Genomic DNA, 23,558 nt, shown 5'->3' with positions numbered 1-23,558 from the left:
ACTCGAGACTCAAGCTGCGAAGTGGCCGGAGCTGCGATCGGGTTCGCTGCGGTAGCGCGACGCTCTGCCGTCGATTCCGCATGCCTTCCACAGTAGTTTTGCCGAGCGATTCATCATTCCGGTGTCGGTGGCCAGCATGCGAACGTCGCCGAAATAGTCCTGCAACCTGTGCTGGGCTTGTTCGGTGCCCCAGAACAAGTCGTCTTTGACGTACTTCGGGATGTCGAACTTCTGCCAGAACTTCTTCGGTGGAATGGCGATGACGTCGCACAGGATTCGCATGGTGATGGGGAATGCCAACGACAACAAGAAGCGTCCGACCCTGGACATCTTCGGCACCCGGCGACGCAACAGCTGGTGCGCGAACGAAATGTGACGGGCTTCCTCCGCGACGTGAATGACCATGACGCTCTGCATGATCGGATGAATGTTTTCGCCCGATCGTAGCAATGCCTTTTGGATGTGGTCGATCGGCTCCTCGCCGGCGAGGACCCCGACGAAGAAGAGCTCGGGCAACAGCGTCGCGAACAACGGGATGATCGGGGAGATCCACTTCATCGGACGGTTCATACCCGGCACGTCAGCATCGACGCGGTTGACCATCTCCTGGAACATGAGGGTGTGGTTGCACTCTTCGATCGACTCGTGGGTGCAGTAGCGAGCCTCGGCAGAACCATTCGGCAGCGAGAATACGTACTGCATCATCCCGCGAATGAGAATGTTCTCGAACTGCAATCCGACTTTGGCGATGTTGGCTTGGCGCCACATGCCGATATCGATTTGTCGGTCTTCCGGCAGTGCCTGGTACCAGGCGTGGCCGCCGAGCGCGTCGGTTGTGGCCGGGAGTATCCATCGGCGGTCGTCCTTGGTAACTTCGAACTTACGAGAATCCCAGTCGATATCGACGTACGGATCGAAATGCTTGTCCACGGATCCCTCGGACAGGAGTCGGAGCGTCTCGTTGTACTGCTCGGTCTCCGCGTCGGTGTCGGCCGATCGCACGCGCGGTTCTGACGAAAGTGTCATCGCTTCTCCTTATTTCGTTCGAAGGTGGGAGTTAATGTAACTCGTCGTATCAGTAAATGGAAGCGCCTTCTTCGACTTGCTGTCACTGCCGCCCCGATTAGTGCTTAGCGCATTTATGCGCTAATGTAAGCGCAGAATCGAGCTAAGGGAGTTGCACGTGAAAGTTACGCCGCTACAAGCCGATCGCGCCGCAGGCGTGCTACTGGGCATCGCCGCGGGAGACGCGCTTGGCGCTGGGTACGAGTTCACGCACCCGGCGCCGGGCACTGTCATCGACATGATCGGTGGCGGATCATTCGATTGGGCCCCGGGGGAATGGACCGACGACACATCGATGGCCGCGGCCATCGCCCAAGCGTCGCGAGAGGGCGCAGACGTCGGAACCGGCGACGGCCTCGACGCCGTCGCCGCGAACTTCCTCGCCTGGTACGACACAAATCCACCGGATATCGGCAACCAGACGCGGGCTGTGCTGCGACACCGAAGCGCAAATGCGCCCGAGATGACCAGGTGTGCAAATGCGCTCACCGGCCGAACCGGTGGTAACGGATCGTTGATGCGGACAGCCCCAGTCGCACTCCGCTACCTCGACAGCGCAACGAAGTGTGTCGAGGCCGCCGCCGCAATCAGTGCTCTGACACACCCCGACCCTCGCGCCGCCCAGGCGTGTCAGATGTGGTCGTTCGCGATCCGCCATGCCGTGCTCGAAGGAAACTTCGACGGGATTCGGCTGTGGGTCGACTCTGCGGAATCAGCAGCATTTTGGGGACCGCTCCTCGACGCGGCCGAGCGGGGTGAGCCGTCGGACTTTCCGAACAACGGCTGGGTCGTCCACGCGCTGCAGACTGCATGGTGGGCGATTGTGAAAGCAGACCAGGGCGGACCACAGCACCTTGTCCAAGCCCTCGAATTGTGTGTTCTTGCCGGTGGCGACACCGACACGACTGCCGCAATTGCGGGCGGACTGCTAGGTGCGAAATGGGGCGCGTCGGCTGTGCCGACGCGATGGCGGTCGATGCTCCATGGATATCCCCAACTCACCGCTGACGATCTCGTCGCGATCGCCGACGATATCGTGGCCAATTCAGGAGGCACGCCATGACCATCATCGATGTCATCGAAGGCGATATCACCAGAGTGCGCGTAGACGCCATCGTCAATGCGGCGAACTCGACGCTGCTCGGTGGGGGAGGCGTGGACGGGGCCATCCACCGATCGGGTGGGCCGGACGTGCTTGCCGAGTGCAAGGTTCTGCGGACTACATCCCTACCCAACGGTCTTGCGGCCGGTGGGGCAGTGGCAACGACGGCAGGTCTCTTGCCCGCCAAGTGGGTAATTCACGCGGTGGGTCCGCGCTATTCGGCGCACGAGGATCGCTCCGGCATCTTGCGGGCTGCGTACATACGCAGTCTCGCAGTCGCTGATTCGCTCGGTGCACGGACTGTTGCCTTTCCGTTGATCTCCGGGGGATCGTACGGTTGGCCGCTGGAAGATGCGATAGCGCAACAGCTTGCAGCGATCGTCGGTGCATACAGCCGAGTCGAGGTGGTGTCGGTGGTGGCCTTTTCCGCACTGGGAGCAAAGCTGACAACCCGGTTGCTGAGCTAGTCCCACGCCGGGCCTCAGCTCTTGAAGAGGGCCGCCGCGGACTCCGGCAACCGAGCGTCAGGGTTTCTGCGGTACAACTCGGCCGGCCTGCCGGCGCCCGTGGTCGACGAATCGCCGGTGCCGATCAGCGCACCCGCGACATGCCGCCTGAAGGTGTCCTTGGGAAGCTCCTTGTCGTAGACGACCTCATAGAGTCTCCTGAGCTCGAGCAAGGTGAAGGTGGACCCGAGCAGGTGGGCCGGGTCCACCTGTGAACCGTAGCGCTCGCGTAGATCCACCACCGACAGCGCCGCCATGGCGTTATGATCGAACGCGAGTTCAGAGGTCGGCGATCCATTGCGAATCTCGACGAGATCGACTGCGGTGCCCAAGTTTTCATAGGCTACTGCGGCGCCGTGCGCCATCGACAACACCCAGCCGCGATCGTCTCGGTCCGGCACGTCGAACATCCCGATTTGATGAAACGACAGGCCGCTGAGGCTTGCTTTGTTGCGAAGGGCGCGTTCGGCGGCGTCTGCCAGTCTCTCGCCCGGATGTAGGAAGGTTCCGGGTAGCGCACGACCCCGAGGTGACGGTACGACGACGACGCACAGCGTGTTGTCTCGTACCGTCAGCACTGCGACATCGACGGCAACCGACGGCCGCGGATAATCCGTCAGTGCGGTGTCGGGATGATCCTGAGTAGCCACCCGCCCAGATTAGCGCACTATTGAGTTATCCCGACGAGCTAATCCATATCGAACAGTCCAGGTTCTTCGAGCGAATCGAAGAGCTGAAACTGCTCAGGCCGGGGAGTGAGTTGTCGCGCGGGCCGATGCCTTCGGCGCAGGCTCTCGGCAACATAGGTCCAGCTCAGCGCGAACGAGTCGCATAGGACGGCTGCACGTACGCGGCGTTCGTCTCCTAGTCGATGTGCGTGATCGCGGAAGCGTTGGGCTGTCCACTGTGCGCGCTGGGCCAGCTCCCCGACATCCTGGCGTCGGCAGAGGGCGTCGACTGTCGCAGAATCCACTGGGCCACCGGTTAATTCGCATGCTGCACGGAGCGTACCGAGCGTTCCTCCGTCGTCGGACCACGATACCGGTGGCTGCGGATCTGCGTGGCGGTGAGTTGGATCGAACACCGTCCCACCGACACGAAGAGCGAACGGTGCGTCGATACCTTCGAGGAAATGCCCGAAACGATAGAGCTGCACAGTCAATTGACGGGGGACGAAGGTTCGAGTATCGATCGAAACACCCGCGAACAGTTGATCACCGGCCACGACGAAGGTGATGTTCTTCCATCTGCTCGTAAGCGAGGACATCCTCCGCGCCAGCATCGCAGATTGCGACACCCCGGTGACCAGCGGTGCATGTATGCGGACCGACGTCGCATCGTGATCGAAGCAGACGTGCACAGGGAATGTGAACCCGTCTATCCGAATATCGCCGTTCGATTCGAGTGCGAGATCGAAGTGGGCGTCGACCGTCTGCACGATGAGGGCACGCAGATGATCGAGGTCGAGAGGGATCACTGCCGTGCCATCTACTGTGCGGCAGTCGACGGAAGTACGGAACTGTCGACCATTTCCGCCCTCGGTCAAAGCCGACAGAAACGCCGGATGCGCGACGTTCCAGACCTCGCGGAACGCACGGACTATCGACCGAGACAGCTCTTCGGCGTTGTCGCGATGACCGATCATCGAACGGCTGACGAGCTGGCCGACCTCCGTCTGTGTCGCCGGAGTGACCCACCCCAGAGCGAACAGCGCTGCGTCGTCACCGGCAGGCGGTTCCACACCCTCGTAGAGATAGCTGTCGAGAACGGCAGTGCAGGCGATGATGCCGTCGTATTCGGCTTGGAGTGCGATCCACGGGCTGTCCCCGTCGCCGCGATCGAGTCCGGATTCCGCAGTGAGCGTGAGGGTTTCAGAGTTCGTCATGTCTGCTACGAACGACATCAATTCTTGGGCGTACAACGACCACGCTTCGTCGATGGAGGCCTGAAGGTCGATCTTGCGATTGTCCGTCACGATGACGCCTTCCCTCTCGTCAGGCGGCCGAATCCGCCTGACGAGAAGGACAGTATCGATGGGGTACGACAAGAACGGCAGTCCCGAACCGCCCCCGTGTAAGAAAACGCTTACCGATCAACACACCGCGAATTGAAAGCCCAGCTGTACTTCAGGTTTCGCAGGCGACGCCGTCTCCGTCACGGTCGAGCTTCGAGCTGTATCCCGGCTCGCCGGCGTAGATCGGTGCCGCTCCTGCTGCCCGGACGGCGGTGCAATTCGCGTAGGAGACAGCGGAAGGAACTTCGGGCACCGCGACCAAGGGCGCTGGCGGAACGTAGACGGGTTCTGGCTCGGCAACATACACCGGTGTCGGAGCCGGGACGTACTGCGTTGTCGTCGGCACCGGAGGCCGAGCGTAGACAGTTTCTGGCTCTGGTGGCGGAACGACCGTGCTCGGTGCAATCGTCGTGGTCGGACCTGGCGTGGTCGTGCTTTGACGGGGAGCGGTCGTGGTCTTCGGGCTCGGTGTCGAAGTCGTCACCTGAGCCACTGTGGGAGCGGAAAAAGCCCGTGAGCTGCCCGTCTCGTCAGGCACGGGCGTCGGGGTCATGATCGAGAGAGCAACCAATGCGGGTAGTGACGCAACAGCCGGGGTCGCCCAGACGATCCGACCACGTGAGGGCTTTCCGAAAACGTAGAGCGTACCGGCGGCAATCATGCACGCGCCCAAGACGACTCCGGCGAACGAGAAATCGGCGAGTGAGGCGATCAGAAACAGACCGCCGAGTGCAACGGATATCCAGGCGACGATCTTGCCCAGCAGTGGGCGGGGACGTTCCGGACGTGCAGCACCAGGAAAAACGTAGGGCTCCGAATTGGGTTCGGTCATCGTGCGGTCCTCGGATCGGACTAGAGGGGCAGGCCACGAGAACTTGTCCGCGAACGGGGCACTCGCTGGAAAGCCGGCGCCGCAGATACTGCATCCGCGGTGGCTGCTCGTACGAAGACCTTGTCGGATGTACGACCCTCTTTGTTACCCGCCGATCAGGACGATTCCATCGGATCGTGCTCACCGAAGGGCTCCGCGAGGCGAATGCCTTGTAGAACTGCAGGTCGCAGCGCAGTCGGTACCTCGAGGGCGTCTTCGGTGGTAATCAGAATAGTTTGGTCCTGGAGGGAACGGACGCGATAGTCGATCAACTGTGCGGTTCGCAGATCCTCGCCCTCGAGTCCCTCGTAGTCTTCTTCGGCATTGTCGATGGGGAGGTCGTCCGTCATTGCCGCGAGGAGTGTCTGAATTGCGAACGTGTTGGACAGTGCCATCGACACATCGTCCTCGACCGAAGTGAGCTGATGACGGATGTGGTGTGTCAGCACATCTCGGAGCGCGTCGATCGAGCGCGATCCGAAGGCGTCCACATTCTTGCCCGGCACCACGTTGCTGCCATCGACCTCGAGTACCTCCGAGGCGATGGCTGCCGCCCAGTAGTCCAATTCGGTGAGGTCCGCGGCCGGATCGTCTGCCGCATCGTCCGCATTCGCCAGTGCAGCGGACAGGTCGGGAACATCGGCGACGGCGATCGAGGAACCGACGCGCGTGACCAAAGCATCGACACCTGAGATCAGGGGCAGTAGCGCCAGCGCTGCAGACTCCTCCTCTGCGGTGACCTCGGGCAGTTCGATGTCATCGGGCTCGAGCACGTCGGGATCGTTGTACACGAAGTCGTTGAGGTCTTCCATGCAGTGCGCGAAATCGTCTTCCGAACCCGTCCAGGCGTCGGTCTCGTCGAGGAACGCTAGGAACTCGAGCACGCAGAGGACGATGTTGAGGGCGGCCGCATGCCCATTGTCAGGGTCGGAATCCTCGACCCGTTCGGCGGCATCGACTAGGTAGTGCGCATCGCTCGGCGTCCAGGCGGTGACGGAGAAGGCTGGGTTGGCCTTGGCCATCTGAGTGAGAGTGGTGCCGGTGAGTCCTGCTACTCGTTCGGCGTGTTCGGCCATCTCTCCATGCTCGAGCCAGGTGGCGAAATCGTCGAGCAGATCAGTGGGGATCGATGCGGGCTGAGTGCCCGCAGGGTTCTGCCGTTTCTGCCGAGCCTTGGTTTTTGCTGCTCGCTTCTGGCCTCGGCTTGCCGGCCCTTTGGATCCCATGGCCCACAGCCTAACGGGCCGCACTGCGATCGGGTCGGACCAGTTACCTTCGAGCCGCACGTTCAATTTGTATCGTCTCACGATATAGTTGGATCGGAGGTTGTCCCGGAGGCGTATGTCTCGGGATCTCCACTCGGACCGTCTCGGCGACTATGGCCGACACCAGGAAAGGGGCTCCGATGGACCCGATCAGTGCACTGTCTCCGACTCCAGCGCAGGCGTGGAGTGAACTTCGCGCCGGAAACGAGCGCTTCGTCGCCGGCGATTGCCGGCATCCCCGCCAAGGAATCGACGACCGAACTCGGTTGGTCGACGTCCAGCGCCCGAAGGCGGTGGTCTTCGGGTGTTCGGATTCTCGTGTGGCAGCGGAGATCGTGTTCGACCAGGGTCTTGGAGATCTGTTCGTCGTCAGAACCGCCGGGCACGTCGTCGACGCATCGGTACTGGGTTCGATCGAGTACGCGGTCGACATCCTCGATGTGCCACTCATTGCCGTCCTCGGTCACGACAGCTGCGGCGCCGTCAGAGCGAGTGTCGACGCGGTGGACGGTGTCGCGATGCCGGGCGGTTACATCCGCGACATCGTCGAGCGTGTCACTCCGAGTATTCTCGCCGGACGCCGCACAGGACTCACTCGAATCGACGAATTCGAGGCGCGCCATGTCGAGGAGACCGTGCAGCTGATCACCGCTCGAAGCAGGCTCATTGCCGACCGAACAGACCGCGGTGCACTTGCGGTCGTCGGGTTGACCTACCGTCTCGAGATGGGACGGGTCGTACTACACAGCGCGCTCGGTGACGTAGGCAGTCACGTCGAGGGAGACGTGATTGCGACGTTGACTCGTTGGACCGACTGCGGCGGCACGTGGCGGCTGGTATCGCGCACCGCCACCAAGGCAACGGTGGCCTTGTGCAGCTGCGACGGACGCGAAGAAATGCAACGCCTCGACAGTGACGATCCCGTGACGATTGCTTGGATCGAGAACAACGACGAGGGCGTTGCCTAGCTCTCGCTCATGGCGCGGGCGGTGAACGGCGAGTCGTGTACTCACCGTTCTCGCACTGCGCCAATGAAACTCATCGAACAGGGAGGTTGCCGCTGTGTCTTCCGAAGAACCACAGGAACCGGTGCCGTTGACAAAACGGGAATTCGAATCGTTGGCGCGCTTCAGATTTGGAATTCGTCGTTACCTTCGCTTCAGTGAGGAGACCGTGCGGTCTCATGGACTCACCCCGCAGCAGTATCAGCTACTGCTGGCACTGAAGGGTTTTCCGGGGCGTGAGTGGGCTGCGATGCGGGAGTTGGCAGAGCGACTGCAGTTGCGTCATCACAGTGTGGTCGAACTGGTCGATCGCGCGCAGAAACAAGGCTTGGTTCGCCGGGCAGCTGATCCGTCCGACGCCCGAACGGTCAGAGTCGAGCTCACCAGCGACGGTGAACTGACACTCGTCCGACTGAGCGCGATGCACCGGGATGAACTCCAGAGGCTGGGGCCGACAATCGAATTGCCGATCTTCGACGACCCATCGGACGAATAACGAATCGAACTACCTGTGACAAGGGTCCGGGACGAGTCCAAAATGATACCTGACCTGCGTATGTATCGGATCGAGGGGCCAGGTCGTGATTCTCGAGCATCATACTGCCGTAAGCTGCGATGCGCAGTCGTTGTCGAAACCGCGACTGCCTACGGCACCATCGCATGGTTGCTGCCGTGATGACGTCGAATTATTGCGAAACAGGTAGGTGAATACGGTGTCTGCGCGTGAACAGGTGGCAGCGATCTATGAACAAGTTCTTCAGCGCAACGCCGGTGAACCTGAATTTCATCAGGCTGCTGCAGAGGTATTCGAATCGTTGCGTGTTGTCCTCGAACGCTATCCCCATTACGCGGACAGTGGACTCGTCGAGCGCTTGTGTGAACCGGAACGACAGATCATCTTCCGAGTCCCTTGGGTAGACGATACGGGTGCGGTGCAGGTCAACCGAGGTTTTCGCGTTCAGTACAACAGCGTGCTCGGACCGTACAAGGGCGGTCTGCGATTCCACCCCAGCGTGAATCTGGGGATTGTGAAATTCCTAGGTTTCGAACAGATCTTCAAGAACGCGTTGTCCGGTCTGCCGATCGGCGGTGGCAAAGGCGGATCGGACTTCGACCCGAAGGGCCGTTCCGACGCAGAAGTCATGCGATTCTGCCAGTCGTTCATGACCGAACTTCATCGTCACATCGGTGAATACACAGATGTTCCGGCCGGCGATATCGGTGTCGGCGGTCGAGAGATCGGATACCTGTTCGGGCAGTACAAGCGGTTGACCAACTCGTACGAATCCGGAGTGTTGACCGGAAAAGGCTTGAACTGGGGTGGCTCTCAGGTGCGCAAAGAGGCAACCGGTTACGGCGCGGCATATTTCGTCGCCGAGATGCTCAAAACTGTCAAGTCTTCGCTGGAGGGCAAGACCGTAGTGGTCTCCGGGTCCGGCAACGTTGCGATCTACGCAATCGAAAAAATTCATCAGCTCGGCGGCATCGTCGTCGCCTGTTCCGACTCCTCGGGTTACATCGTCGACCCCAAGGGCATCGACCTCGAGCTGTTGAAGGACATCAAGGAGTCGCGCCGGGCCCGCATCTGCGAGTACGTCGAGACCGCCACGCATGCGACCTTCACTTCCGGTGGTTCCATCTGGGATGTCGCGTGCGATGTCGCGATACCAGCGGCAACCCAGAACGAACTCGACGAGGACGCGGCCGTCACTCTCGTCAAAGGCGGCGTTGTCGTAGTCGCCGAAGGCGCCAATATGCCGACGACACCGGAAGCGGTGCAGGTGTTCCGTGACGCGGGCGTTGCCTTCGCACCAGGTAAGGCTGCCAACGCAGGCGGAGTCGCTACATCGGCTCTCGAGATGCAGCAGAACGCATCTCGAGACTCGTGGAGCTTCGAATACACCGATGACCGCCTGGCGCGCATCATGACGGGAATCCATGGCCGCGTAGTCGAGACCGCCGAGGACTACGGGATGCCAGGGGACTATGTACACGGGGCGAACATTGCCGGATTCGTCAAAGTCGCCGACGCCATGATCTCGCTCGGAGTGATCTGAGCCATCACCGAAGTGCCCCGTGCGGTGACCTGCACGGGGCAATCCGATTGCAGACTCGAAAACTATTCGGCTGTCCGAGATTCCAGTAGTCGTCGTTCGAGACCTGCGGCAATCGAGAGAACGGTAACGGTGCTCTCGGCGCCTGTGGGCAGGACGTATGTGCGCTCATCCTCGACGCGGCACCCCATCAATGCCCTGCCCAGCGGTGACAACGGCGAACATGTCGCTATTTCGTCCGCAGAGTTCCCTGTGGCCGCAGTCAACACGAACGTCTCGACGTCATCGGGGTCGCGATCGAACATGACGGTGACAAGCGAAAACGGTTGTACGGTGCCGTCGTCGGTCACCGCAGCGGCAGCAGTCACCAACTCCTGGACCTCCGCGATGCGGCGGTCGATGCTCGACAATTCTTCGCGAGAGCGATGATAAGGATCGTTGTTCTCGAGATCGCCCATGTTGCGAAAGTCGATCACCTCGGCTGCGACTTCAGCGCGCCGAATGTGCAAGGCAGACAGTTCGCGGGCCTCTTCTGAAGCGGCACCTGTGGTCGAGATAAGTTCAGCGGTAGTCATGGAGTTTCTCCTTGCACTAAAACTCGGCGGTCGTCCCATTCCGAGGTCGTGGAAATACAGGAATCGACGCGGCGAGCAGTGCTCGACACGTCAGGTGCAGTAAGCAAAAAATGTGGCACCGAGTCGATGCCCGCTTTTCGGCGTTCAGAGATGTACCGCCGACCAACACTCGATACGAAATACTGCAAGTGTGCAGTGCTCTTCACTCGGAAAACAGTGACTTGGAAGCTGGTTATCAGTGGTGTGGCGTAAAGACACCCGCACGACGGCTATCGGTGCAACGTAGTTTTTCAGTGCATCGACGAATGCAGGTGGAACAGCCTAGTGCCCTGGCGGAGCGGTGCACGAACAACCGCGTAGCTCTACAAGAATAGGAATCACAGCGTTCACACCTTCTTTCGCATCGCGTGTCTTTCCCTGACTGTAGCCGGAAAAAAATAAAACTCCAGTCACACTAGTTTCACACGCTTTCCGCGCGCCGATACGTGCGCTGTCACTGCGGGATCGGCGCGGTTTCCCGTCGACACCACCGGGCGATCGCCTCGATCGACTCGCGCAACGGTGAAGTAGTGCCGACGACGAGGTACGACGTGGATACCACGGGTGTTCCGTCGACTTCGACTTCGTACTTCAACCGCTGCGCCAGGCGCTTCGCGTTGTGGCCCTCCACCCCGGCTTGGGAGGCGGCTCGGCCATCGCACACAACGAGGAGTCGGCACATGCTGAACTCCGACGACGCATCTACAACTGCGGCCGCAATTCTGTTGTTCTCCTCGGACTGCGCGGCGCGCTCGCGCCAGCGGGCAACCAGTCCGCGTCCTCCCGACGGCGCCTCGGTGGAGACAATGATGGTTTCTGTCGTGATCGGACCGCCGACGGTAACAGCTTCCGGCGCTGACTGGTCGGCATGCGCGACGCCGTCGAGCTGGTCCGAATAAGCGTAAGGATTACGAACAGTCACCGCGACGCCCTGGTCGACGAGCCCGCTGCGCAGGTCTTGGTGAAGTCGAATGGGCCGCCCGATGACAAGTGCAGCGGCGGTGGTTCCTGCTCGCGGACCATCCGTTCGATGAGCGGACAGCGACGACGTAGCGATCTCGACGAGAGCCATATTAACGATCGACCTCTTTGTTGCTGTGGTGAATCGAGGTACCGGGGAGTCGACACAACGACACTCACGGCGCCTCAGGGGGACGAGCGTGCCAACTCCAGCGTTCGGTAGCGGCTGATGATCGTCTGGCGTGTGGCACGGTCGGTATCGGTCGCCAGCGTCAGAATCCAGGGGGCGGATTCGCTGAAGTTATCGGCGCTGGAGCGCTGCAAATCGGCTGTGACATCTCTCGAGATCGACTCGAGTTTGTCACTGGTCAGCCGACCTGTCGGGTCGGAGAAGCCGTACCCGATCTCCCATACTTGCGGTGGAGAAAACAACCCGGGGACATTGAGTCGGTCCCATTGCCGTGACAGGAGGGGCGAAATCACCTCGTCGACGGTGCGCTCACGCTGTACGCGGAACGGGCATGCTGCATCAAGAGCAATTTCCCCCTGTTCGAGAAATTGTCGAAGTCGTTCGGGTGAGGCGCATACCCGAAAATTAAATTCCATCATGACCGCTTTCACGGTAGACTCACTCCTTCGGTTCAATCAGTTCTATAAACTGTAGCCCAAAAGAAAATAAAAGCCAGTCGTGTGCATACATGCTTGGATGCACACGAAAGTTTCTAGGACGCAGTCGATGTGAGTTGAATTGCTACAGCCGTCAGCGGATTTTTTACTGGGTATCCAAAATGTAGTCGACCGCGGAATTGTTCTTCTTCGAGTACTTTTCCAACCTGCCGGTGATCAGTAGTGCACTCGAAAACCGCCGATGAACCCAATCGCGTCACCATCAGAATCCTTCATGGTGGAGAGGCTTACCCTCGGACAACTCATCGCGCGAATGTCTTCTTCAGGTTCTCGATCACTCCCTCGAGACCCCGATGACCGAGGTACCCGTCAGAGCGGATGACGAATGCAATCGGACCAGTGACACCGTATGCGCTGCGAAATTCGCTCGCGGAATCGACAACGACCGGCAACACAGATGTCACGTGGCTCGCCACAAGCAGATACACGTCGAGAAGTCCGTGCGCGGCGTCGACGGCTGCAGCGGCAAGCTCTTCGAATTTTTCGACCTCACCGTCCGAATACAGCAGGAGCGTGTGGCCGACGCCACCGAAGAGTTCGAACAGGCGGATAGGAAACGCGACCATGTCGCGGGTCAGTCCCCGCGCATCGGGGGCGCGTTCCCCGGGCTGCACGACGGCGGCTTTCGGGTCGGCCTGTGAGATCAACGGGCTTCCTGCATACGAGATCAGGAGTTGAGCTTGCTTGCGCATCGCGGTCTCCACGGAGCTGTCGCCTGCACCGATTCCTTCGCGGGCGTTTCGGACCGTCATTCCGACGACCTCTTCGCCGACGGGACGGCGTTCGGCGTCGTAGCTGTCGGTCAGGCCAGGGGCGGCCACACCGCGCACGGACAGTGCGACCTTCCAGGCAAGGTTGTGGGCGTCCTGAATGCCGGTGTTCATGCCTTGAGCACCGGTCGGAGGGTGAATGTGGGCGGCATCGCCCGCGACGAACACGCGGCCGCGGCCGTATGCGTCGACGATGCGATGGCTGATTCGAAAGACCGATGACCAGCGTAGATTCGACGCGGTCGTCGGCTCTGGTGCCAGCTGGTCAAGAACGGCCTGAATGTGATGCAGTTCGGGTGCGGGACCTCCAGCGAACCCGTGCGCGATGCCGTCGCCACTGCTGGGCCCCGCAGTCAGTTCCGGCGGAACGAGCATGGTCATGCGATAGCGCTTCCGTCCCGGCAGGGGGATAGCCACCAACAATCCGTTCGTTTTGCCGTCGGTGGCAGTGCTCGCGATCCTTATCCCGTACCCGGTCGGCTGCGACCAGTCGACTTCGACGTCGCCGAGCATGTAGGCCTCGGCGAATGCGTCACCCTCGAACGTCAGCCCCAGCTGTTTGCGGACGACACTGTGGGCGCCGTCGCAGCCGATGACGTACTGAACGTGGTCGATTACGGAGTCGGACGTGGTGGCAGTTACTCCGTGGGCGTCCTGATGGACCGACACGATGCCGACTCCGCGCTCCACCTCGGTCCCGGGTTCGGCAAGTCGCTCCGCGAGGATCCGCTCGGTCTCGTACTGGGGCAGCATTGCAAAGCCGAACGGCACATCGGCGGGCAACGCCAACTCGATTCGGCCGACCTGCTGGCCGTTGGTGTACACGATCTGTCCGCGCATCATGATCGACGCATCCAGGACGGTCTTCAGCACGCCCATGTTCTCGAATACTTCGAGCGTGCGAGGCTGAATACCGACAGCTTTCGCGTAGCGCGGAGGCTCGAGCAGCGGATCGATCACGCGGCAGGAGATTCCACGCCTCCGAAGTTCGATCGCTGCCGTCAACCCTATCGGTCCGGCCCCCGCCACGAGCACGTTCGTATCCACGTCTTCACCGCCGCACAGTCGGTTATCCCTGGTCGAGAATCAGTATGCCGACTCGGCAGGCCCCGATATGCCGTTCTCCACGGACCTCATGCTTTCTGGGTGAGAGCCTCCCACCGGAGGCTTTTTTCGTCGCTACATCGGGGGTAAGAGACCCAGCGAAATCAAATCGTCGAGCAACTGTCGTATATTGCCGGTGTCGAACGAGAGGAATGCGCGTTCGGTCTCGATCGCGGAAACATGCTGGGCCAGCACCTCGGGGTCACGCAACGCGAGGATGGTAACTAGATCCGAGGCCCTGGCGCCGCTGTGCGCAGCCTGTGCGGCCAGGAGGACGTTGAGGTAGCCGTGCTGTTCGAACTCTGTGTCAGCGTTGGTATTTCGAATCGCGTGATCAAGTCCCGCGACAGCTTTGAAGGAGATTTCACGTCGCGCAGCCTCATGGATGGCAGCGGCCAGTTCCTCCTCGTCAGGATATGCGTCCGCGGTGACGCCGCCGGTACGGAACGTGGCGTGGTAGCCACGCTCGTCCACGGCGTCGAATACCTCGGCTCGGTGTTGTCCGCGCGGGATCTCGACGTAGACGTCGATGGCAGGGTCGACGGCACCCAGTGCGGTGATGTCGGTCCCGTCCGGCAGGGCCACCTCGATCGTGGCGACGGTCAGATTCGACTTCGCATACATCCGATCGAGCGCGGCCTCGACTGTGGCGGGACCACCCGACGCGATCAGCGATATCGATAATGGTTCGGTCACATAGGTGAGTTCGTCGAGACGGGGAATAGGAATCATCAACGGACCGACGAGGTCCGAGAATGCTGCGTCCCTGTACGAAAGATGCTGCTGGACAGCGGTCTCGAGCAAAGTGTCACCGGGTTGGAGGAGGGCAGCGTCGTCGCACAGTCCTCGGAACAATCTCGGAATCACTTATCTCACCCGACTGCCGTTGTCAGGTGCGGTGATGCGCAACGTCGAGTCGCGTTCAGTCGATCGGTCGGGTTCCGCGGAGTCGGTCACTGTCCAACTGTAGCGACCGCAGCGCAGTGTTCCACATATTCGGGTGGTCGAGCCGTTCATCGGGTCGGTGCCGTGCAGGTCGATGTCGAAACCGAAGTATGTCGGTCTGCTCGAGTAGGGTCGAGCAAAAGTCCGTGCAGTGAGCGATCGCAGAAGGAGACATTTCAGTGGTGCTGAGGCTTTATCGCGCCACCCGCGGGGATTCGCTCGCAACGGCACTGGCTGAGGTGATGTCCACCCCTCTGGCCGATCCATTTGCAGCCGAAGTGATTTCGGTTCCGGCGAAGGGCGTCGAGCGTTGGCTGACTCAGCGTCTGTCGATGTCGCTCGGTGGGGCATCGGCCGACGGTATCGGCGCCAATATCGAGTTTCCTTCGCCGACCCGCCTCGTCGAGAACGCGCGGTCAGCGGCCCTCGGACGCGATCCCGACCTTGAACCGTGGTCACGCGGACGCGTCCTGTGGACGACGCTCGACGTCATCGACGGCTCGCTGGACGAACCGTGGTGCGCGGTGCTCGCCAAACACCTCGGTAACGGAACGGACGAGCACCGGGCCGGACGTAGATGGTCCACGGCAGCCCACCTCTCCGAGCTCTTCCGGACTTACGCCGCGGACCGTCCGTCGATGATCGTCGACTGGTCGACAGGTATCGACAGTGACGGCGTCGGCGGCGCTTTGGCCGAGGACCTGCGCTGGCAGGCCGAACTGTGGCGTGCGGTACGCGCCCGTATCGGACACTCGAGTCCTGCCGAACTTCTCGACGATGCGTGTGCAGCCATCCGCGCCGACCGGTCGATACTCGACCTCCCTGAACGGGTGTCGATATTCGGTGCAACGAGACTGACAACCGATCAATTGCAGGTGATAGCCGCGATCGCCGAACATCGCGACGTGCACGTGTGGCTGCCGCATCCCAGCGATCGAATGTGGACACAGCGCGTCGACCAGCAACGCGTCGACCAGCAACGCGTCAACAGGCGATCCGATGACCGATCGGCACTGACGATCGAACACCCGCTGCTCGCCGGCCTTGCGCGAGACGTGCGTGAACTGCAGATGCGACTCCTCGGGCTCGGTGGCGACCTCGTCGATACGGTCGAACCCGGTGCCGGCTTTCCCGACACATTGCTGGGCCGAGTGCAGGACGACATCGCGAACAACAGGGCCCCGACCAGGACCGCCGAACCGGACGGAACCGTCGCCGTCCACGCGTGTCACGGTGCTCCACGTCAGGTCGAGGTCTTACGGGAGACCCTGCTGCACCTGTTCGACGAGGATCCGACGCTCGAACCCCGTGACGTGTTGGTCATGTGCCCCGACGTCGAAACCTATGCGCCGCTGATCAGAGCGACTTTCGGACAGGGCGGGTTGGCTCATCCCGGTCACACCCTTCGCGTCCGGCTGGCCGACCGGGGTCTGCGGCAGACCAATCCGCTTCTCGCCGTGATCGCGACGTTGCTCGACCTTGCGGTGGGCCGAGTGACGGCCAGTCAGCTTCTCGACCTCGTCGCTGCCGACCCGGTCCGCCTACGGTTCGGCTTCTCCGCTGACGATGTGGAACGCCTCCGTGAATGGACGCAGGTATCGGGAGCTCGTTGGGGAATCAACTCCCGTCAACGCGAGAGCTTCGGCCTCGGCGGCTTCCGGCAGAACACGTTCAACAGTGCGGTCGATCGTCTGCTGTTGGGCGTAGCTGCCGACGAAACCGCTCACGATTGGCTCGATCTGGCACTGCCGGTCGACGACGTGGACGGCAACGATATCGACCTGACCGGTAGGTTCGCGGAGTTCATCGATCGCCTGGCGGTGACCTTGCGTGATCTACAAGGGCCACAGCGGACGGCAGAATGGCGCCACGCACTCGTTCGAGCACTCGATCTGCTCGCGGAGGTTGCTCCCTCCGACGCATGGCAACGCGCGCAAGCACTACGCGAACTCACCGAGGCCACCGAGCACGGCGAAAACTCGGTCATCCGGTTGGCCGACGTGCGGGCTATGCTCACGCGGGCTCTTGCCGGACGGCCTTCGCGAGCCAACTTCCGTACCGGCGAGCTGACGGTCTGCACCATGGTTCCGATGAGATCCGTTCCGCATCGGATCGTGGTGCTTCTCGGCCTCGACGACGAAGTGTTCCCACGAGCGGGCAGTGTCGATGGCGACAACGTTCTTTCTCGTGACCCTGCGCCCGGCGAGCGTGACGTCCGCAGTGAGGACCGTCAATTATTGCTCGACGCAGTGATGTCGGCAGGGGAGAAGCTGCTGTTGTTCTACACGGGTGCAGATCCGGTGTCCGGTTCGGTGAAGCCACCGGCAATTCCGCTCACCGAACTTCTCGACGTGGTCGCGGCAACTGCAGGAGCCGATGTGGTCACTCGACATCCCCTGCAACCCTTCGACTCCCGAAACTTCGATCGACGTGATCCGCTCAGCTACGACAAGGCCTCGCTCGACGGAGCGCGAGCAAGCCAACGCGAACCCGTCTCGCCACCACCCTTTCTCGCCTCGGCGCTCCCGACGCGAGGACTCGGCGACGTGGCTCTCGGCGATCTTGTTGCTTTTCTCGAACATCCCATTGCCGCATTTCTCAAACAGCGCATGGGCATTCGCGTACCGGAGATCGACGACGATCTGTCCGATTCACTCACCGTCGAATTGGACGGACTGCAGAAGTGGGATATCGGTGATCGCATGCTCGCCGAGCGTCTTGCAGGCACCGAAGTCGCGGACTTCCGTGCTGCAGAATGGCGTCGCGGGACCCTCCCACCGTTTCGTCTCGGGGAAAAGCAGTTGCAGGACATCACTCGCGCCGTGGATGCGCTGGTCGACGTTTCCCGAGAAGTTCACGGCGGTGACGCAGGCACACTCGACATATCCATCCGACTCCAATCCGGTCGACGACTGAGCGGAACGGTCACCGGAATTCATGGCGACACCATTGCCCGGACGTCGTACTCGCGTCTTGCGCCGAAGCATCGTCTGGCCGCATGGGTTCGCCTCCTTGCCGTTGCAGCACAGGATGATTCGCGACCGTGGCAGGCTATAACGACGGGCCGTGGACCGGGGAATCGAGCGGCGTGGCGATCGACGATCACGGCACCCGTGGATGCGCTCGCGCAATTGGAACTGCTCGTTGCCCTACGGGACCTCGGTTTGTCGTCACCGCTTCCGATCGCGCCGGGGGCATCGTCGGTTTACGCAGAGCGCCGGTTTCGTGGTGCGTCGGCGGACGATGCCATCGCGGCGGCCGAGAAGACCTGGTCCGACAAATTCGGTGATGCGAAAGACCGCAGTATCGGGTACTTGTACGGCGCCAGCGCCTCGCTGGAGGTTTTGACCTCGACCCCGGTCCGGTCCGAAGATCCGCACTGGGGTGAGGAATCGACGCTCTTCGGAGCGCTCGCGTGCCGATTGTGGTGTCCATTGCTCGACGCGGAAAAGGAGGGCCAGCCATGACCGACTTCGACCTCCTCGGTCCACTCCCAGAGGGAACCACTGTCCTCGAGGCCAGTGCTGGAACAGGCAAGACGTTCGCGATCGTCGGTCTCGCAACCCGGTACATCGCCGAGGGTTTGGCAGATGTCTCGCAGTTGCTGCTCGTCACCTTCAGTAGGGCCGCAACTCAGGAGTTGCGGGAAAGAACGCGCAATCGATTCGCCGAGGTCGCGGCCGGGCTGGGCAGTTCGTCGACAAGCAACGACTCCCTCGTCCGTCATCTGGCCGAGGGGACGGAAGAAGAAGTCGCCCTGCGTCGCACACGGTTGCTTCGTGCATTGTCCGAATTCGACTCGGGAACCATCGCGACGACCCACAGCTTCTGTCAGCGCATGCTCGACGGGTTGGGCATCACCGGAGAACGTGAACCGGAAGCGATTCTTGTCGAGGCAGTCGACGACCTGACGAGCGAGGTAGTCGACGATATCTACCTGCGGCGATACAGCCGCGCAGACTTCGATCCGCCTATCGGGCCGGCCGATGCTCGTCAAGTGGCTCGAGAAGCCGTTCGGGACAGACAAGCCCAGCTGGTCCCGGGGCGTGATGAAGACACCGAAGCGGGTCATCGCGTCATTTTTGCGGAAGAGGCGCGTGCAGAAGTGCATCGTCGCAAGAAGCTAGCCGGGATACGAGATTTCGACGATCTACTGAGTTTGCTCCACAGTGTTCTCCTCGATCCCGAGCACGGTGACGCCGCGTGTGCCAGGGTGCGCGAACGATTTCGGGTAGTGCTGGTCGACGAGTTTCAGGACACCGACCCGCTGCAGTGGGACATTCTCCGCCGAGCATTCCACGGCAGGTCCACTCTGCTACTGGTGGGCGATCCCAAGCAGGCCATCTACGCGTTCCGCGGCGCCGAGGTGCTCAGTTACCTCGATGCTGTCGGCCTCGCCGATCGACACCTCGAACTGACGAGAAACTGGCGAAGCGATTCCGGTCTGCTCGGTGCGCTCGAAAATGTTTATGCTGGAGCAGCTCTCGGGCACGGCGACATCATCGCTCACCCCGTGGGCTCGACACACGACGGTTCCCGGATGTCCGGTGTACCGCCGCTGCGTCTTCGCTTCCTCCCTCGGACAGGTGCAGGCCCGCTCAACAAAGCGGGGTTTCCAGCGGTCGGCATGCTTCGTCACCGTGTCGCCGAGGACGTCGCGTCCGATATCGTCGAGCTCCTCCGGTCCGCGACCCCTCTTTCGCTGCCGCGGCGCGGAGATACTGTTGCTCCGGGAGACATTGCGGTACTGGTTCGGACTCGCTCACAGATCGCACTGGTCCGTGATGCGCTCGATCGAGTCGGCGTGCCCTCGGTACTGGCCGGCGGGTCCAGCGTGTTCGACACGCTCAGCGCAAGCCACTGGTTGTGGTTTCTGCAGGCGCTCGAACAACCACACCGTGCCGATCGTGTTCGCCTCGCCGCACTCACTCCGCTGTTCGGATGGACCGCGGAGAAGCTGGACCGTGGAGGCGACGACGCCGTATCCGACGTCAGTGCTCGATTGCGGGAATTTGCAGTGTTGTTCGCGCATGCAGGTTTTGCCGCCGTATTCGAAAAGCTTGCCTCCGAAACACGGTTGGAAGGTCGACTACTGGCACTCCGAGCCGGTGAGCGGCACCTCACCGATCTACGTCACGTAGCTCAACTGCTCAATCGTGCTGCCGTAGAGGGGTCTTTCGGACCGAGTGCACTGACCCGCTGGCTCACCGACAGGATCGACGATCCGACATCGGGCAGCATCGCCGACCGCAGCAGACGTCTCGACAGCGACGCAGCAGCGGTACAGATCGCCACCGTGCATGCGAGCAAGGGACTGGAATTCCCCGTCGTCTACATCCCGTTTGCGTGGGATGCGTCGAAGAATCCCTATCCCAGCACGCTCCTACTGCACGACGAGAACGGCAAGCGTGTCCTCGATGTCGGAGGCCGTACCGGTTGCGGATACGCCGCTCGCAAACTGATTCGCGACAAGGAAGAAGCGGGCGAAGAACTTCGGTTGCTCTACGTCGCGCTCACCAGAGCTCAGTGTCAGCTCGTCCTATGGTGGGCACCGGCATTCTCCACCGCAGCGTCGCCGTTGCATCGGTTGATCTTCGCCCGGGTGTCGGGAGTGCCCGAGCCCGAGGAGAAGGCCAAGGTACCCGAAGACGTTGCAGTGGCGGGCAGGCTCGAGTCCTGGGCCGGCAAAGCGGGTGGCCGGATTTCCATCGAGACAGTCGGCCGGCGCAGTGCAGTCCCAACGTGGAGTGCGGTGAAACATACGACCGAAGAGCTTGCGGCCGCGACGTTCACGCGTGGTCTCGACATGCTGTGGCGTCGTACGTCGTACTCCGCGTTGACCGCCGCAGCTCACGACGTGCCCGGGGTGTCCAGCGAACCCGAGCAACCAGAGAAGGACGACGAGCCAGCGGACGCACGACCTATCGATGAAGTGCTGGAAGGGATTCCGTCTCCGATGAACGGTATGCCTGCGGGAGCTGACTTCGGCACACTTGTGCACGAGATCCTCGAACACGTCGATACCGCAGCGATCGATCTCGAGGCCGAAGTGCTACTTCGATGCAACGAAGCGGTTGCCGAGAGGTCGGTCGAGATCGACGCGTCAGCACTTGCTGCAGCGTTGATGCCGGTCCTGCGAACTCCCCTCGGCTTCGGGACGCTCGCGGACATAGCTCCACGTGACCATCTGGCCGAACTCGACTTCGAGATGCCACTGAACGGAGGCGACGATCCCGGGACAGCGAAGGTAACTTTGCGGGGTATCTCGCGACTGCTCCGCACTCATCTGCCCGCGGACGACGCGCTAGCCTCATACGCGGACCAGCTCGAAGTTCTCGAATCGAAGCCGCTGCGTGGCTATCTCACCGGCAGCATCGACTCCGTCCTCCGACTGCCCGGGCCCAAGTACGTCATCGTCGACTACAAGACGAACAGGCTGTCCCGCGGTGATCTGACCGTCATGCATTTCACCAGAGAACGAATGGCTCAGGAGATGCTGCGTTCGCACTATCCGCTGCAGGCGCTGCTATATGCGGTGGCGCTGCATCGATATCTGCGGTGGCGCCAGCCCGGATACGATCCCGAGGTCCACCTCGGTGGGGTGCAATACCACTTCGTCCGCGGCATGGTCGGGCCCGAAACGCCCTCGGGTTGTGGGGTGTTCGACTGGAATCCTCCTGCCGAACTGGTTACGTCCGTGTCCGATCTCCTGGCAGGATCAGCCATATCATGACCGACGCACAACTGGTTCAACGAGCCACCGGTATTTTACGAACCTTCAATTCGGCGGGCGTTCTGGCGGCAGCCGACGTGCACGTCGCTCTGCGGTTGGGCTCGCTCGGCGGTGAGCCCTCGGAGCACGTATTGTTCGCGACTGCCCTCGCGGTTCGAGCTGTCCGGTCCGGTTCGGTGTGTCTGGACCTGAACCGGTTTCGCGAGGTCACCGTGGACGAGGAGTCGGATGTCGACCTCGATGCCCTCCCATGGCCGGAGCTGGCAGATATCACCTCCGCGCTCCGTGTGAGTCCGTTGGTACGCGGTGGAGATCGCGGTCCACTGAAGCCTCTTCGGCTCGTCGCTACCGACGAGGGTGAGCTTCTGTACCTCGATCGGTACTACCTGCAGGAGCGAACGATCCGCGAGGTTCTCGCCGGACGCGACGAGTCACGTCCGGTCGTCGACTCCGATCAGGTCAGGACTCTGCTGGACACACTCTTCGTGGACGAACACGGCGAGCCCACTGCCGCGCCCGACCGGCAACGCATCGCTGCCGCTCTTGCCGCCACGTCGTGGACAGCTGTGGTCGCGGGCGGACCGGGTACGGGCAAGACTCATACTGTCGCGCGGGTACTGGCGATGTTCGTCCGCCAGTACGGACCTTCGATCCGTATCGGTTTGGCGGCCCCCACCGGTAAAGCGGCTGCGCGACTACAGGAATCGGTGGCCGAGCAATCGGGAGAGCTCGGTCTACCCGACACCCTCACCGCGATGACCCTGCATCGCCTGCTCGGCTGGCAACGTGGAAGCAAGAGTCGATTTCGCCACAATGCATCGAACAAGCTGCCCTTCGACGTCATTGTGATCGATGAGACGTCGATGGTGTCGCTGACAATGATGAGTCGGCTGCTCGAAGCCGTCAGATCGGACACCCGGTTGATACTGGTCGGCGATCCGGATCAATTGACCTCGGTCGATGCCGGAGCCGTGTTGGCGGATCTCGTGGCAAGACCTGTTCACGGTGAATCCGACCCCGAACTGGATGCCTTGATCGGCCGTGACGTGGACGCTGTCGACGATCCTTACGAGGCCGCGTTGTCGGGAGGGGAACGCAACCGGCTCCGAAGTGGGGTCGTACGGCTGAGCCGAGGTAGGCGCTTCGGCGGCGTGATAGCCGAACTGGCAGTGGCAGTTCGAGACGGTGAGTCCGAGGAGGTGATGCGCCTGTTGAACGACGATCGCGAGGAGCTGTCCTTCCATGCGCCCGCTGACCTGTCAGCACTGCGAACCGACATCCTTCGGACTGCCGACTCTGTGACCACTGCTGCCAGGGCCGGTGAAGCGACCGCCGCTCTGGGTGGGTTGGAAGCCCACCGGTTGCTGTGCGCGCACAGACAGGGACCCTACGGAGTGCAGCGGTGGGCGCGGCAGGCAATGGAGTGGGTGGCGGAATCGTCCGGTGTCTACCTCGATCCGTCGCAGTGGTATCCCGGCCAACCGTTGCTGGTGACGGCGAACGATCACGAAGCGCGGATCTACAACGGCGATACCGGCGTGGTCATCGATACCGGTGACGGCGCGCTGATGGCAGCATTTCAGCGCGGATCGGAGCCGATGTTGGTTCATCCGAATGTCTTGTCTTCGGTGCAGACGGTCTACGCGATGACCATCCACCGAAGCCAGGGGAGTCAATACGACACAGTCTCGGTGATGTTGCCGGCCGAGGCGTCGTCGCTGCTGACCCGGGAACTGCTGTACACCGCGATAACTCGCGCTCGGGTGCATGTTCGGATAATCGGGACCGAGGCCGCGGTACGCGCAGGCGTCGAGCGTCAGGTGTTGCGAGCGAGTGGATTGCGCCGCATCCTCCTGGCCTGACC

General features: G+C 61.7%; 17 protein-coding genes and 1 pseudogene. 8 read left to right on the top strand and 10 right to left on the bottom strand.

What is annotated here, in order from left to right:
• Positions 1-9: 9 nt before the first annotated feature.
• Positions 10-1,026, bottom strand: coding sequence for an AurF N-oxygenase family protein (locus ABIB36_RS15655; protein WP_354561114.1), 1,017 nt, complete (start codon positions 1,024-1,026; stop codon positions 10-12).
• Positions 1,027-1,183: 157 nt separating this feature from the next.
• On the opposite strand from ABIB36_RS15655, the gene ABIB36_RS15650 reads away from it, so the two are divergent.
• Positions 1,184-2,128, top strand: coding sequence for an ADP-ribosylglycohydrolase family protein (locus ABIB36_RS15650; protein ID WP_354561116.1), 945 nt, complete (start codon positions 1,184-1,186; stop codon positions 2,126-2,128).
• Positions 2,125-2,634 carry an O-acetyl-ADP-ribose deacetylase gene (locus tag ABIB36_RS15645; protein ID WP_354561119.1) on the top strand — a complete coding sequence of 170 codons (510 nt, stop codon included), beginning with the start codon at positions 2,125-2,127 and terminating at the stop codon, positions 2,632-2,634. The genes ABIB36_RS15650 and ABIB36_RS15645 overlap by 4 nt, the downstream gene beginning before the upstream one ends.
• 14 nt (positions 2,635-2,648) lie before the next feature.
• Here ABIB36_RS15645 and ABIB36_RS15640 read toward each other — a convergent pair whose 3' ends face one another.
• The 4 genes from ABIB36_RS15640 to ABIB36_RS15625 form a co-directional block, all read right to left on the bottom strand.
• On the bottom strand, positions 2,649-3,323 hold the full coding sequence (locus ABIB36_RS15640; protein ID WP_354561122.1) for an NUDIX hydrolase: 675 nt from the start codon (positions 3,321-3,323) through the stop codon (positions 2,649-2,651).
• 38 nt (positions 3,324-3,361) lie between these two features.
• Positions 3,362-4,648, bottom strand: coding sequence for a T3SS (YopN, CesT) and YbjN peptide-binding chaperone 1 (locus ABIB36_RS15635; RefSeq protein ID WP_354561124.1), 1,287 nt, complete (start codon positions 4,646-4,648; stop codon positions 3,362-3,364).
• A 151-nt stretch (positions 4,649-4,799) separates the two neighbouring features.
• Positions 4,800-5,519 (bottom strand): excalibur calcium-binding domain-containing protein, encoded by a 720-nt coding sequence (locus ABIB36_RS15630; RefSeq protein WP_354561127.1) that lies wholly within the window; start codon positions 5,517-5,519, stop codon positions 4,800-4,802.
• Between the two features lie 155 nt (positions 5,520-5,674).
• Complete coding sequence (locus tag ABIB36_RS15625; RefSeq protein WP_354561129.1) at positions 5,675-6,784, bottom strand: hypothetical protein; 1,110 nt, start codon at positions 6,782-6,784, stop codon at positions 5,675-5,677.
• Positions 6,785-6,963: 179 nt separating this feature from the next.
• On the opposite strand from ABIB36_RS15625, the pseudogene ABIB36_RS15620 reads away from it, so the two are divergent.
• From ABIB36_RS15620 to gdhA, 3 genes and pseudogenes are all read left to right on the top strand, one after another.
• Positions 6,964-7,590, top strand: a pseudogene (locus ABIB36_RS15620) (carbonic anhydrase); the annotation flags it as partial.
• Between the two features lie 295 nt (positions 7,591-7,885).
• Positions 7,886-8,323: a MarR family winged helix-turn-helix transcriptional regulator gene (locus ABIB36_RS15615; RefSeq protein ID WP_354571618.1), complete on the top strand. Its 438-nt coding sequence runs from the start codon at positions 7,886-7,888 to the stop codon at positions 8,321-8,323.
• Between the two features lie 217 nt (positions 8,324-8,540).
• Positions 8,541-9,884: an NADP-specific glutamate dehydrogenase gene (gene gdhA / locus ABIB36_RS15610; RefSeq protein ID WP_354561134.1), complete on the top strand. Its 1,344-nt coding sequence runs from the start codon at positions 8,541-8,543 to the stop codon at positions 9,882-9,884.
• 62 nt (positions 9,885-9,946) lie between these two features.
• Here gdhA and ABIB36_RS15605 read toward each other — a convergent pair whose 3' ends face one another.
• The 5 genes from ABIB36_RS15605 to ABIB36_RS15585 form a co-directional block, all read right to left on the bottom strand.
• Positions 9,947-10,456 carry a GreA/GreB family elongation factor gene (locus ABIB36_RS15605; RefSeq protein ID WP_354561137.1) on the bottom strand — a complete coding sequence of 170 codons (510 nt, stop codon included), beginning with the start codon at positions 10,454-10,456 and terminating at the stop codon, positions 9,947-9,949.
• A gap of 493 nt (positions 10,457-10,949) precedes the next feature.
• The gene (locus ABIB36_RS15600) at positions 10,950-11,567 is read right to left on the bottom strand and encodes a hypothetical protein (RefSeq protein ID WP_354561139.1); all 618 of its coding nucleotides are present in this window, start codon (positions 11,565-11,567) and stop codon (positions 10,950-10,952) included.
• Between the two features lie 74 nt (positions 11,568-11,641).
• On the bottom strand, positions 11,642-12,064 hold the full coding sequence (locus ABIB36_RS15595) for a hypothetical protein (protein ID WP_354561141.1): 423 nt from the start codon (positions 12,062-12,064) through the stop codon (positions 11,642-11,644).
• Between the two features lie 320 nt (positions 12,065-12,384).
• Entirely contained in the window at positions 12,385-13,959 is a 1,575-nt protein-coding gene (locus tag ABIB36_RS15590; protein WP_354561144.1) for an FAD-dependent monooxygenase, read from the bottom strand.
• Positions 13,960-14,091: 132 nt separating this feature from the next.
• Positions 14,092-14,883, bottom strand: coding sequence for a hypothetical protein (locus ABIB36_RS15585; protein ID WP_354561145.1), 792 nt, complete (start codon positions 14,881-14,883; stop codon positions 14,092-14,094).
• Positions 14,884-15,143: 260 nt separating this feature from the next.
• Here ABIB36_RS15585 and recC point away from each other — a divergent pair, with 260 nt between their 5' ends.
• From recC to recD, 3 genes are read left to right on the top strand one after another with little or no spacing between them, the layout of a single operon-like run.
• Positions 15,144-18,428 (top strand): exodeoxyribonuclease V subunit gamma, encoded by a 3,285-nt coding sequence (recC, locus tag ABIB36_RS15580; RefSeq protein WP_354561231.1) that lies wholly within the window; start codon positions 15,144-15,146, stop codon positions 18,426-18,428.
• On the top strand, positions 18,425-21,694 hold the full coding sequence (locus tag ABIB36_RS15575; RefSeq protein ID WP_354561148.1) for a UvrD-helicase domain-containing protein: 3,270 nt from the start codon (positions 18,425-18,427) through the stop codon (positions 21,692-21,694). The genes recC and ABIB36_RS15575 overlap by 4 nt, the downstream gene beginning before the upstream one ends.
• Positions 21,691-23,556, top strand: coding sequence for an exodeoxyribonuclease V subunit alpha (gene recD / locus ABIB36_RS15570; protein WP_354561150.1), 1,866 nt, complete (start codon positions 21,691-21,693; stop codon positions 23,554-23,556). The genes ABIB36_RS15575 and recD overlap by 4 nt, the downstream gene beginning before the upstream one ends.
• Positions 23,557-23,558 lie beyond the last annotated feature (2 nt).

The sequence above is a fragment of the Rhodococcus sp. UYP9 genome (assembly GCF_040547235.1).
Lineage (GTDB): Bacteria > Actinomycetota > Actinomycetes > Mycobacteriales > Mycobacteriaceae > Rhodococcoides.
Note: the sequence above shows the minus strand (reverse complement) of the source record. Positions and strands in the feature narration are given on the sequence as shown.

What these genes read in the sequence shown, in the direction of transcription:
- ABIB36_RS15655 (WP_354561114.1), bottom strand. Translation starts at nt 1,026, where the DNA reads ATGACACTTTCGTCAGAACCGCGCGTGCGATCGGCCGACACCGACGCG.
- ABIB36_RS15645 (WP_354561119.1), top strand. Translation starts at nt 2,125, where the DNA reads ATGACCATCATCGATGTCATCGAAGGCGATATCACCAGAGTGCGCGTA.
- ABIB36_RS15630 (WP_354561127.1), bottom strand. Translation starts at nt 5,519, where the DNA reads ATGACCGAACCCAATTCGGAGCCCTACGTTTTTCCTGGTGCTGCACGT.
- ABIB36_RS15625 (WP_354561129.1), bottom strand. Translation starts at nt 6,784, where the DNA reads ATGGGATCCAAAGGGCCGGCAAGCCGAGGCCAGAAGCGAGCAGCAAAA.
- ABIB36_RS15605 (WP_354561137.1), bottom strand. Translation starts at nt 10,456, where the DNA reads ATGACTACCGCTGAACTTATCTCGACCACAGGTGCCGCTTCAGAAGAG.
- ABIB36_RS15600 (WP_354561139.1), bottom strand. Translation starts at nt 11,567, where the DNA reads ATGGCTCTCGTCGAGATCGCTACGTCGTCGCTGTCCGCTCATCGAACG.
- ABIB36_RS15595 (WP_354561141.1), bottom strand. Translation starts at nt 12,064, where the DNA reads ATGATGGAATTTAATTTTCGGGTATGCGCCTCACCCGAACGACTTCGA.
- ABIB36_RS15575 (WP_354561148.1), top strand. Translation starts at nt 18,425, where the DNA reads ATGACCGACTTCGACCTCCTCGGTCCACTCCCAGAGGGAACCACTGTC.
- recD (WP_354561150.1), top strand. Translation starts at nt 21,691, where the DNA reads ATGACCGACGCACAACTGGTTCAACGAGCCACCGGTATTTTACGAACC.